The sequence below is a fragment of the Pantoea sp. GL120224-02 genome, from assembly GCF_900215395.1.
GTDB classification, from domain to species: Bacteria; Pseudomonadota; Gammaproteobacteria; order Enterobacterales; family Enterobacteriaceae; genus Pantoea; species Pantoea communis.
The window spans coordinates 470,906-483,333 of the sequence record NZ_OBEC01000001.1 but is presented as its reverse complement, the minus strand read 5'-3'; the positions used below and the strand labels follow the sequence as shown (position 1 = coordinate 483,333).

Here is a 12,428-nt window from a genome sequence, read left to right as displayed (position 1 = left end):
TGAAAAAAGCGCCAGCGCAACCTTATCGCTGTGCTGGCACGGTGCGTTTATTAATCAGGCCTGCAGTAAAGGCTGGCCAAGGTAATGTTTTTCGTCAGGGACGCCGGGCAAAACGAAAAAGTATCCGCCGCCAATCGGACGAATATATTCTTCCAGCGCTTCGCCATTGAGACGTTTTTGCACGGTGATAAAGCCTTTGGCTAAATCATGCTGATAGCAAACGAACAAGAGTCCCATATCTAGCTGCCCCGAACCGGTAATCCCTGAGGAGTAACTGTAACCCCGGCGCAGCATTAAACTGCTGTCGGTTTCCGGCGTGCGTGGGTTAGCGAGACGGATATGCGCATCCAGCGCGATGACATCGCCATCCGGGTCTTTGCTGTAATCCGGCACGTCATGTTCCTCTTTCATGCCCAGCGGCGCACCGGAAAGTTTCTCACGACCGAATATCGTTTGCTGTTCACCCAGTGGAGTGCGATCCCACATTTCAACGTGGAAACGAATGATACGCACCGCCTGATAACTGCCTCCCTGCGTCCATGCGGGTTCTTGTTGATTTGCAGTGACCCACAGCAACTGATCCATCAACGCAGGATTATGCGTGTCAGGGTTAGCGGTGCCATCTTTAAAGCCCAGCAGATTGATCGGCGTTTCTTTACCGTGACTGCGTGCGGCGTGGTCGGCGATAAAGCCGTCGCGCCGCCAGCGCACGGCCAGCAGATCGGGCGTGTACTTAATGATGTCGCGCAGTGCGTGTATCACCGTATCTTGCGTATTGGCGCAGATTTGCAGCAGAAGATCGCCGTGACACTGATCGGCATCCAGCGAATCGTTGGGGAAGCGCGTCATGCTTTGCAGTTGCGTCGGTTTGTGTGCACTCAAACCAAAGCGCTCATCAAACAACGAGGTGCCCACGGACAGCGTCATGGTGAGATTATCGGGTGCGATATCGGCGCCAAGAATGCCGGAATCCATTGGCGGCAGCTGCGGGTTGGTGACAACTGGCGCGGCGCCTCCTTTTGTCAGGAAAGCGAAGCGCGCTGTTAGCAGACGGAACAGACGCTCGAGGTCACTTTTATCACTGGCTAAGACGTCAAAGGCCACCAGCATCATCGAAGCTTGCTGCGGGGTGATAATGCCAGCCTGATGCGGGCCGTAGAAAGGTTGCGCTTGCTGGCGCGCATCGGGTGCAACCGTGCCAGGAGAGAAGCTGTCAGCCGCGGCTGCCGTATGGAATGGACAACCGCCACTCAGGGCGGCCGCGCCGCCCAACATACCTAACCCCTGCAATAAACGACGACGCGACGGCTCTGCCGCGTCATTTTTATGGCTCATGATTAGTCGAGACCTAAAGTTCCGCGCAGCAGGGAGAGATCTTCCGCCAGAGTGGTGATCGGCCCTTTCAGCGCATTGCGGTCAGCGGTAGTCAGTTTCTCGTAAGATTCGAAACCGTCTTTGGTGCGGTATTTGCTGAGGATGCTGTCGACTTTCTTAAAGTTAGCATCGACTTTCGCCAGCAGCTGCGGGTTAGCTTTTTGCAACTGTGGACGCAGCAGATCAACGATTTTCTGTGCGCCGTCGATATTAGCCTGGAAGTCGGACAGGTCGGTACGGCTGTAACGATCTTCTTCACCCGAGATTTTGCTGGCCGCCACTTCTTCGATCAGGCCAGCTGCGCCACCGACCACTTTCGCCGGAGGGAAGGCCAGTTCACTGATGCGGGTCTGCAGATCCAGCACGTCCTGATTCAGCTTAGTCGCAAACTCTTCTGCACCTTTGGTGGTTTTGTCGGCCCAGAGGATTTTTTCGATGCGGTGGAAACCGGTGAATTTCGGATCATCCGCTTTTTTCTCGAAGTCATCTTCACGGGCATCGATGCTGCTGTCCAGATCGGAGAACAGTTCTGCAATCGGTTCGATACGTTCGTAGTGCGCACGGGTTGGTGCGTACAGCGCTTTGGCTTTTTCCAGGTCGCCCGCTTTAACCGCATCGGTGAAGGCCTGAGTGCCCGCCACCAACTCTTTGACTTCGCTCATCACGTAGGTTTTGTAGTCTGTGATTGGGCCAGCCAGCTGCATGATGTCGGTTTTACCTTTGGCAGCGGTTTTCGACTCACCCGATACCACCAATTTGCCTTTCGGGTTGGTCAGCAAGCCACAGGTCATGTCATATTCGCCCGCTTCGAGGTTCGCAGTCAGTTTCTGGCTAAAACCCGGCGCGATGTTTTCACGCTCTTCTACCACCATCACCCCTTTCAGGATTTCCCACTCCAGCGCTTTCTGGCTGTTGTTTTTAATGATGAACTGGGTTTTACCCGCCTGCACATTGAGTGACATCGGCTCACACTGTTTGTCAGTGACGGTAACCGTGACTTGCGGGATGGATGCAGCAGATGCGGCGCCTGAGAGAGCCAGCATTGAAACCAACAGCGCCTTACGGCGGAAGCGAATCGTCATAGTGATATCCCTGTTACATGGAAGAACAGACGCGCAATCGCGCCTGATTTAATTTCAGCGTGTGGTGCGCGCAGCACTGGCCGTTGGGCGCGCCGGGAAGAAGAACAGCAGCAGCGCCGGAATCAGGTAGATAAGCCAGGCCGCCACTTCACTGACGCTTGGCGTTTCCTGATAGCCGAGAATGCCTTCCAGCAGCGTACCGACCACCGAGTGGGTGGAGAGCGTGTTGCTGAGGTCGAAAGCAATGTCCTGGAAGTGGTTCCAGAGCCCCGCTTCGTGGAAAGCACGGATCGCACCTGCCGCGAGACCTGCGGCAACAAAGAGAATGAATAAGCTGGTCCAGCAGAAGAAGCTCGCCAGGTTGAGGCGGATGCCGCCGTAGTAGAGCAGCATGCCCAAAACAATCGCCGTTAATAAGCCCAGCACCGCGCCAATCGGCGGCGCGTAGCCAACATCCTGGGTGAAAGCCGCCAGCAGGAAGAAGACGGATTCAAGACCTTCACGCGCCACGGCCAGAAAGACCATGAGGACCAGCGGGAAGCCACCGCCGCCCTGCTTTTGCAATGCCTGATCGACCGATCGTTCCAGTGTGGCTTTGATGTTACGTGAGACTTTGCGCATCCAGAACACCATGGACGTGAGGATGACCACCGCGACGACCGCGACGATGCCTTCAAACAGTTCTTGCTGTTTTTGCGGGAATTCGCCAGTGGTTTCATTGATGAAGATGCCAAGGCCTAAGCAGAGTGCCGCGGCAATGAAGACACCCGCCCACATCGCGGGGAACCACTGAGTGCGCTGGGTGCGTTTCAGGTAGCTGGCAATCAGGCTGACGATGAGAGCTGCTTCAAGACCTTCACGCAGCATAATGAGAAACGGTACGAACATCACCAACCTCTTGATTGTTAAGGAGGGTAAACCTTAGGTAAAAATACGTAAAGTGCAAACGATATCGATTATCATTATCGCGGGTAAAATTACAAGTCACTGAATGAAATTATTTCTCATTTGCGGGCTGTAATACGGATTCACTGAAAATGGGTGATGGGGATTTCAGCGTTCAGATAAATATTCAGTGCTGGGGTGTGGCTGCAAGCTCAGTGCCGGGATATCGCTGCAGGTTCAGTGCCGGGTTTTCGCTGCACGTTCGGTGCAGAGTTATCGCTTCAGGTTCAGTGTAGAGGTGTCGCTTTGAGTTCAGCGCATTGTCCACTAAAGGCCATCCCGATCGCGAAGAAACCACGCATCCCTGCAGATCGGCCGCGCCGTCCATGGCGCGGACGCTTCGCTCCCCGGAATGGCCTTTATCGGACGACTAACTATGTCATTGCTTTGAAGGGAATGCTGAAGCCTGGTCGATTCCATAAAAAAAGCCCGCCGTATACGGGCGGGCTTAGTGTGTCAGAGACAGAATTACTTGGTGTTGTATTCAGCTTCAGCGGCGGCGAAGCGCGCTTGTGCTTCTTTTGATGGGCCTTTGCCGATCAGGCTGAACACCACAATCGCGATGCTGGCGAAGATGAAGCCAGGAATGATTTCATACAGTTCGGTGTAACCATACTGTTTCCACAGCAGCACCGTCAGTGCACCAATCACCATCCCGGCCAGCGCGCCATTGCGGGTCATACGTTTCCAGCATACGCCGAACAGAACAACCGGACCGAAGGCAGCACCAAAGCCCGCCCATGCATAGCTGACTAAGCCGAGCACACGGTTTTCCGGATTGGCCGCCAGCGCGATGGCGATCAACGCAATCAGCAGCACCATTAAACGCCCTACCCACACCAGCTCTTTCTGACTGGCATTTTTACGCAGGAAGCCTTTGTAGAGATCTTCTGTCAGGGCGCTTGAGCACACCAGCAGCTGGCAGCTTAGGGTGGACATCACCGCTGCCAGAATCGCAGACAGCAGGATGCCAGCAATCCACGGGTTAAACAGGATACGCGCCAGTTCAATGAACACGCGTTCGCCGTTCTGGCTTACGCCTGCCGCTTGCTCAGGGTGGTTCTGGAAGTAGGCGATACCGAAGAAGCCCACCGCCACGGCACCGGCCAGGCACAGGATCATCCAGGTCATGCCAATGCGACGTGCAGTGCGAATCGAGTGATGTGAATCCGCCGCCATAAAGCGCGCCAGGATATGCGGTTGTCCAAAGTAACCCAGGCCCCATCCGAGTAAGGAGATAACGGCAACAAAGTTGAGCCCTTTCAGCATGTCGAGGTTTTCAAGACTTTTTGCTTCGATCACCGCCAGTGAATCATCCAGGCCACCTACCGCGATAATCACAAACACCGGAGTGAGGATCAGCGCGAAGATCATCAGGCTGGCCTGCACGGTATCGGTCCAGCTCACCGCCAGGAATCCGCCCACCAGCGTATAAAGAATGGTGGCAGCAGCACCGGCCCACAGCGCAGTTTGGTAATCCATACCGAAGGTGCTTTCAAAGAGACGTGCACCCGCAACCACGCCTGATGCGCAATAAATGGTGAAGAAGATGAGAATAACTACAGCGGAGATAACACGCAGCAACTTGCTTTTGTCTTCGAAACGGCTGGAGAAGAAGTCCGGCAGCGTTAAGGCATTATCGTGATGTTCGGTCTGCACGCGCAGGCGACCTGCCACAATTTTCCAGTTAAGCCAGGCACCGATGGTCAGGCCAATGGCGATCCAGCTTTCTGAAATGCCGGAAAGGAAGATGGCGCCGGGTAAACCCATCAGCAACCAACCGCTCATATCTGATGCACCCGCTGACAGTGCGGTGACCACACTGCCTAAACTGCGTCCGCCCAGTATGTAGTCGTCAAAGTTTTTGGTCGAACGGTAGGCAATAAAGCCAATCAGCACCATTCCCAGGATATAAATTACAAAGGTCACCAACATCGGTGTACTCATACTCATACTCTCTCCACTTATTATTTAATCCGTTAAGAGAAATCTTTTTTCCTGAGCCATCGGAACGGGACGGCATCAGGGCTTTACCGCATCCAGAGAAAGCGATTTCTCTTAAGGCGCGGTATCCTGCCGCAAAGGGGCGGCGCGCACAATGCATTTAACACAGCTGTCACAATGGTTTCACCTGACTTCGCTGATTTAATGCCAATAGGTTGCACACGCTCACACTTTGAGTTGCACCTTGTTCAACATGAGAGTGCTCTCGTTGACGGGAGTTGCAACTTTGGCGAGCTTCTTGCAGCAAGTTTTGTGCCGTTTCTTCACATGACCGATTTTAAGTGTTGATAAACGTGCAACTCAGGTCACATTTAACATGGTTGCACAAAGTTGCAACATGAGTGATAGTGCAGCCCACGCTGATGTTGAATCATATTTTGAGGACGAGGAAATCATGGGAACGACCACCATGGGGGTGAAGTTGGATGAAGCCACCCGCGATCGCATTAAATTGGCGGCAGGCAAAATTGACCGCACCCCACACTGGCTGATCAAACAGGCGATTTTTAACTACCTTTCGCAGCTGGAAGCCGGTGAATCTTTGCCGGAAATTCCCCTACAGCTCGCCGACGCCGCCAGTGAAGAAGGCACGGCAGACGAGTCATTCCAGCCCTTCCTCGACTTCGCTGAACATATTTTGCCGCAGTCGGTCACGCGCTCTGCCATCACCGCTGCGTGGCGTCGTCCGGAAACGGATGCGGTACCGATGCTGCTGGAGCAGGCGCGTCTCCCTGCCCCGCTGGCCGAGAAAACCCATCAGCTGGCTTATAGCCTGGCGGATAAGTTGCGTCACCAAAAAGGTGCAACCGGACGCGCCGGAATGGTGCAAAGTCTGTTACAAGAGTTCTCCCTCTCTTCGCAGGAAGGCGTGGCGCTGATGTGTCTGGCGGAAGCGCTGCTGCGTATTCCCGACAAACCAACTCGTGACGCGCTGATTCGCGACAAAATCAGCAATGGCAACTGGCAGTCGCATCTGGGCCGCAGCCCGTCGATGTTCGTTAACGCCGCAACCTGGGGTCTGCTGTTTACCGGACGTCTGGTATCGACTCACAATGAAGCCAACTTGTCGCGTTCACTTAATCGCATTATTGGTAAGAGTGGAGAACCGCTGATCCGCAAAGGCGTGGATATGGCGATGCGCCTGATGGGCGAGCAGTTCGTCACCGGCGAAACCATTGCGGAAGCACTGGCCAATGCGCGCAAACTGGAAGAGAAAGGCTTCCGCTACTCCTACGATATGCTGGGTGAAGCAGCGCTGACCGCCAGTGATGCCAAAGCTTATCTGGTGTCCTATCAGCAGGCGATCCATGCCATTGGTAAAGCTTCCAATGGCCGTGGCATCTATGAAGGTCCAGGCATCTCGATCAAACTGTCGGCCCTGCATCCTCGCTATAGCCGCGCGCAGTATGAACGCGTGATGGAAGAGCTATATCCGATCCTTAAATCACTGACCTTACTGGCGCGCTCTTACGACATTGGTATCAATATCGATGCGGAAGAAGCAGACCGTCTGGAACTGTCGCTCGATCTGCTGGAAAAACTGTGCTTCGAGCCGGAACTGGACGGCTGGAACGGGATTGGCTTTGTGATTCAGGCATACCAGAAGCGCTGCCCGTTTGTGATCGACTCCCTGATCGATCTCGCCCAACGCAGCCGCCGTCGCCTGATGATCCGTCTGGTGAAAGGCGCGTATTGGGATAGCGAAATCAAACGTGCGCAGATTGATGGGCTGGAAGGTTATCCGGTTTATACCCGCAAGGTGTACACCGACATCTCTTACCTGGCTTGCGCCCGCAAACTGTTGGCGGTACCGAATCTGATCTATCCGCAATTTGCTACTCATAACGCTCACACGCTGGCAGCGATCTATCAGCTGGCAGGCAATAACTACTATCCGGGTCAGTACGAGTTCCAGTGCCTGCACGGCATGGGCGAACCGCTGTATGAGCAGGTGGTCGGCAAAGTGGCAGACGGCAAACTGAACCGTCCGTGCCGTATCTACGCACCGGTCGGCACCCATGAAACCCTGCTCGCCTATCTGGTACGTCGCTTACTGGAAAACGGGGCCAACACCTCGTTTGTTAACCGCATCGCAGATAACACCCTGCCGCTGGATGAGCTGGTTGCCGATCCGGTTTCTGCGGTGGAGAAGATGGCGCTGACCGAAGGCGCAGTCGGTTTACCGCATCCGAAAATCCCGCTGCCGCGCGATCTGTATGGTGATAAGCGCGCCAACTCAGCCGGTCTGGATTTGGCTAACGAACATCGTCTGGCATCACTCTCCAGCGCCCTGCTCAATAGCGCCAGCCAGCCATGGATTGCCCAGCCGTTGGTCGAAGGTGAGCTGGGTGACGGCGTGAGCCGTCCGGTACTCAACCCTTCTGCGCCAGCCGATGTGGTGGGCAGCGTGCGCGATGCCAGCGAAGCAGAAGTCTCGGAAGCGCTGGATGCCGCAGTAAATGCCGGTCCAATCTGGTTTGCCACCCCGCCACAAGAACGTGCAGCCATTTTGGAGCGCGCCGCCGAAGCGATGGAAGGCCAGATGCAGCAGCTGATTGGCCTGCTGGTGCGTGAAGCAGGTAAGACCTACAACAACGCCATTGCCGAGGTGCGTGAAGCGGTTGATTTCCTCTATTACTACGCCGGTATGGTGCGTGATGATTTCGATAACGAAACCCATCGTCCGCTCGGCCCAGTGGTGTGCATCAGCCCGTGGAACTTCCCGCTGGCGATCTTCACCGGTCAGATTGCTGCAGCACTGGCAGCCGGTAACAGCGTGCTGGCGAAACCCGCTGAGCAGACGCCGCTGATAGCCGCGCAGGCGGTACAAATCATGCTGGATGCGGGCGTGCCATCAGGTGTGCTGCAACTGCTGCCGGGCCAGGGCGAGACTGTCGGTGCACAGTTAACGGGTGACGAGCGAGTACGCGGTGTGATGTTCACCGGATCCACCGCTGTCGCGACGCTGCTGCAACGCAATCTGGCGGGTCGTCTCGATCCGCAAGGCCGCCCAACGCCGCTGATTGCTGAAACCGGCGGCATGAACGCCATGATCGTGGATTCTTCGGCGCTGACTGAGCAGGTGGTGGTCGATATCGTTGCCTCCGCCTTTGACAGCGCCGGACAGCGTTGCTCGGCGCTGCGTCTGCTGTGCGTACAAGATGATGTCGCCGATCACACCCTGAAAATGCTGCGTGGCGCGATGGCCGAATGCCGCATGGGCAATCCGGAACGTCTCTCTACGGATATCGGCCCGGTAATCGACGCCGAAGCCAAAGGTAACATCGAGCGCCACATTCAGGCGATGCGCAATAAGGGTTTCACCGTGTATCAGGCGGCGCAGGACAATCCGCAAGACAGCAAAGAGTGGACCAGCGGCACCTTTATCAAGCCAACCCTGATCGAGCTGGGTCAGGTAAGCGATCTGGATAAAGAAGTGTTTGGCCCAGTGCTGCACGTGGTGCGTTATGCGCGTAACAGCCTGCCACAGCTGATCGATCAGATTAACGCCTCTGGTTACGGTCTGACACTGGGTGTGCATACGCGTATTGATGAAACCATCGCGCAAGTCACGGCAGGCGCGAAGGTCGGTAACCTGTATGTGAACCGCAATATGGTCGGCGCGGTCGTCGGCGTGCAGCCCTTTGGTGGAGAAGGTTTATCCGGCACCGGTCCAAAAGCCGGAGGTCCTTTGTATCTCTATCGCCTGCTGGCAAACCGCCCAGACAGTGCACTGCGTAAGACCTTTGATCGTCAGGATGCCGAGCGTCCAGTCGACAGTTCCGTACGTGCTGAGCTGATGAGCGCGCACCAGGCATTGCAGAGCTGGGCGCAGGATAAACCTGAACTGCTGGCACTCTGTCAGCGTTATGACGAGCTGGCGCAGGCGGGTACGGTGCGACTGCTGCCTGGCCCAACCGGTGAACGTAACACCTTCACGCTTCTGCCGCGCGATCATGTCCTCTGTATTGCGGATAACGAGCAGGACGCACTGACGCAACTGGCAGCAGTGACCAGCGTGGGCAGTCAGGCAATCTGGCAGGATGATGAGTTGCATCGCGCACTGCGCAAATCACTACCTGCCGCCGTGCAAAAACACGTGGTGTTGGTGAAAGATTTGCTGGCCGCCGGGTTTGATGCGGTGATCTATCACGGTGACGCCGATCAGTTACGTGTGCTGTGCGAGCAGGTTGCTGCGCGTGACGGCGCGATTGTTTCGGTACAGGGCTTCGCGCGTGGCGAAACCAATCTGCTGCTGGAACGTCTGTTGATAGAGCGCTCACTGAGCGTGAATACCGCCGCAGCGGGTGGTAACGCCAGTCTGATGACCATTGGTTAAAAAGATAAGGGCCCGCAAGGGCCCTTTTTCATGGCGCGCCGCGACGAGTATATCCACTTGTTGCGGCGCTACTGTTTTGTACTTTGAGCTTAAGCCACAGACTTGTTGCGCTTCAGGCCAATCAAGGTCGGGAAGACAAACAGCGACTGCCCCAACCCGCGATTGGTGACAGACCACACCGCCACCGACAGCAGCGAGCAAATCCCCACAATCGCCACCGGATAGAAACATGCCCACAACACGGAGAACCAGGCATAGTCAAACAGATGATGGCGCTGAGCGAACAGAATCGCTGACATGCCAAAATACTCAATGAAAATACGATGGATCACGTAGATTTGCAGGGTGTTACGGCCAATCCAGTTAAAGTACGTCATCTTAAAGTGCGCGTTAAGCCAGCGGCAGGCCGCCACGCTCGCCAGCACCGCGATGATGCACAGGAACAGGCTCTTATCCAGACCGAAGATAATGTGAATCCCTGATACCGTCGCCAGCAGCGCCCATGGCACGAGATTTTCACGACGCCATTCGCTCATACGCAGCATCAGCGGGCTCCAGAACGCGCCCAGCAGGAAGAACAGGAAGTACTGCGCCACGCTTTGCGGTCCCCAGTATGGAATGATCTTCTCCACCGCCAGATAGTTAAGCGCAACCGCGACCACCAGCAACGCCACTTTCTGTTTGTGGAAGATCTTCGCACACAGGAAATACAGTGCCAGTCCGTACAGATACCACGAGGTGCTCATCGCCATAAACGTCAGTTTCAGGAACTCAAACAGTGAACCCGCATAGGCGGCATTCAGATTGTGTGAGATACGCTGGCCGGTAATCTCTGTCGAGATACCCACAATCGACCACCACTGAATAAAGCCCCACAAAATATAGAGATAGAACAGGTTGGTAATACGACTGGTAAATACCTGCTTCCACGGACGATTAAGAATCCCGTTGGTTGCCAGCAAGCCCGAAACAAAGAAAAAGGCTGGCATACGCAGCGGAGATAAAACAGTATTAAACTGCACCCATATTTCTGCCGGTATCCAACCCGCCGTCAATAATTTCACCGTTCCTTCAAATCCGGGTAATACGGTGTGGTACAACACCACCAGCAATATGCAGGCCCCTTTTAGGGTATTGACCCATGCAATATCTTCTTTCCTGGCGTTATTCATATGATTAACTCCCGCTGCTGTGTAGGTCTTTAAGGAGAAGTATGAGGAAATAAACAATGATGCATTTCTGGTTATTCAACGATTATTAAACAAGCTGGCGGGGGATGACTCTAGCGAAAGTCCTAAAAGTTTTTTACTGGTCCTGATATAACAATACTTTACAGTTCCAGACACTAATCAAATGCTAAGCAGGCTAACAATATCTTCCCAAATTAGAGTCACTAAGGGTATGACGAGGGCAATAAGGTTAGCAATTAATACAGGGAAATTAAGAACAATCCATCACAAACAAACCAAATTAAAATCAAATTTTATTCGGACAATTATGATATGTGGCAGATGGATAAACGCGGATATTAATATTGTGCTATGAGAAAATAATTAGGGCCAGCGAACTGGCCCTTTTTGATTATTGCAGCGGTGCCGCTTTTGTCTCTGGCACGGGTTTTCTCAACAGTCGCGGATAGATGAATAACATTCTGCCTGGACCGCGATTCAGCAGTGACCACACCGCCAGTGAGATCGTCACGCAGAGCGCCACGCCCGTCATCGGCATCAGCAGCGCCCATGCCCAACTGAAGGCCGCATGACCAAACCAGCCGTAATGCAGCGCCAGGGCAATCGCGCTCAGTCCCAGCAACTCTATGAAGATGCGGTGCAGTACGTAAATCTGCAGCGTGTTACGGCCAATCCAGTTCAGCCACGCCATGTTCAGGCGCTCATTGAGGAAACGGCACACGACGATACCAAACACGATGGTCAGCAGGCTGTAGAACGGGTTTTTATAGATGCCCCCCACATGATGTACCACGCCAATCACCGCGATGCCTGCCAGCAGTAGCCAGTGTTGGCGCTTAAGCTGGCTCATCTCAATCAAAGACTGGCTGAAGAATACGCCGAGCAGGAAGTAGAGATAGTTTTGCGCCACGCTGGCCGGCCCCCAACCAGGGATCAGGCTAAACTGCGCAGCGTAGGTCGCGACAATCGCCAGTGCCATCAGCGCCATTTTCTGGCGGTGGAACAGCTTGGTGAACAGGAAGAAGCCCGCCAGCGCGTACAGATACCAGAGGCTGGTCATGGAAGTCAGCAGCAGTTTAAGGAACTCAAACGGCGTGTCGGCATAGGCAGCGTTTTTAGTGCTGGACAGCCGCTCACCGAGGTGCGTGGAGATATAGTGAATGCTCAGCCACTGAATCACCCCCCACAGCAAATAGAGATACACGATATTGCTGAACTTCTTGGTGAACACCTCTTTCCAGCTCTTTTTGACGATCGAACTGGCCGCCAGCAGGCCTGAGACAAAGAAAAAAGCGGGCATACGCAGCGGTGAAAGATAGGTATTGAAGGTCACCCACCAGTGCGCGGGGACCATGCCGGCCGTGAGGTGATGCAGTGAGGGAGCGAAAGTGGTGATAATCGAGTGGTGCAACACCACCAGCAAGATGCAGGCACCTTTTAACGTGTTGATCCAGAGGACTTCATTTCTGGCATGTGTCATTTTATGATCCTGAT

Annotated in this window: 7 protein-coding genes; 1 reads left to right on the top strand and 6 read right to left on the bottom strand. The window is 54.5% G+C overall.

Annotated elements, in window-relative coordinates:
• Positions 1–54 precede the first annotated feature (54 nt).
• From efeB to putP, 4 genes are all read right to left on the bottom strand, one after another.
• Positions 55–1,335, bottom strand: coding sequence for an iron uptake transporter deferrochelatase/peroxidase subunit (efeB, locus tag CRO33_RS02180; protein WP_097116814.1), 1,281 nt, complete (start codon positions 1,333–1,335; stop codon positions 55–57).
• A gap of 2 nt (positions 1,336–1,337) precedes the next feature.
• Positions 1,338–2,456 carry an iron uptake system protein EfeO gene (gene efeO / locus CRO33_RS02175; protein ID WP_097116813.1) on the bottom strand — a complete coding sequence of 373 codons (1,119 nt, stop codon included), beginning with the start codon at positions 2,454–2,456 and terminating at the stop codon, positions 1,338–1,340.
• A gap of 54 nt (positions 2,457–2,510) precedes the next feature.
• Entirely contained in the window at positions 2,511–3,344 is an 834-nt protein-coding gene (gene efeU, locus CRO33_RS02170) for an iron uptake transporter permease EfeU (RefSeq protein ID WP_097116812.1), read from the bottom strand.
• 525 nt (positions 3,345–3,869) lie between these two features.
• Positions 3,870–5,354, bottom strand: coding sequence for a sodium/proline symporter PutP (gene putP, locus CRO33_RS02165; RefSeq protein WP_097116811.1), 1,485 nt, complete (start codon positions 5,352–5,354; stop codon positions 3,870–3,872).
• Positions 5,355–5,799: 445 nt separating this feature from the next.
• On the opposite strand from putP, the gene putA reads away from it, so the two are divergent.
• The gene (gene putA / locus CRO33_RS02160; protein WP_097116810.1) at positions 5,800–9,744 is read left to right on the top strand and encodes a trifunctional transcriptional regulator/proline dehydrogenase/L-glutamate gamma-semialdehyde dehydrogenase; all 3,945 of its coding nucleotides are present in this window, start codon (positions 5,800–5,802) and stop codon (positions 9,742–9,744) included.
• 89 nt (positions 9,745–9,833) lie between these two features.
• Here putA and CRO33_RS02155 read toward each other — a convergent pair whose 3' ends face one another.
• Positions 9,834–10,916: an acyltransferase family protein gene (locus tag CRO33_RS02155; protein ID WP_097116809.1), complete on the bottom strand. Its 1,083-nt coding sequence runs from the start codon at positions 10,914–10,916 to the stop codon at positions 9,834–9,836.
• Between the two features lie 409 nt (positions 10,917–11,325).
• Positions 11,326–12,414, bottom strand: coding sequence for an acyltransferase family protein (locus tag CRO33_RS02150; protein WP_097116808.1), 1,089 nt, complete (start codon positions 12,412–12,414; stop codon positions 11,326–11,328).
• Positions 12,415–12,428: the final 14 nt, after the last annotated feature.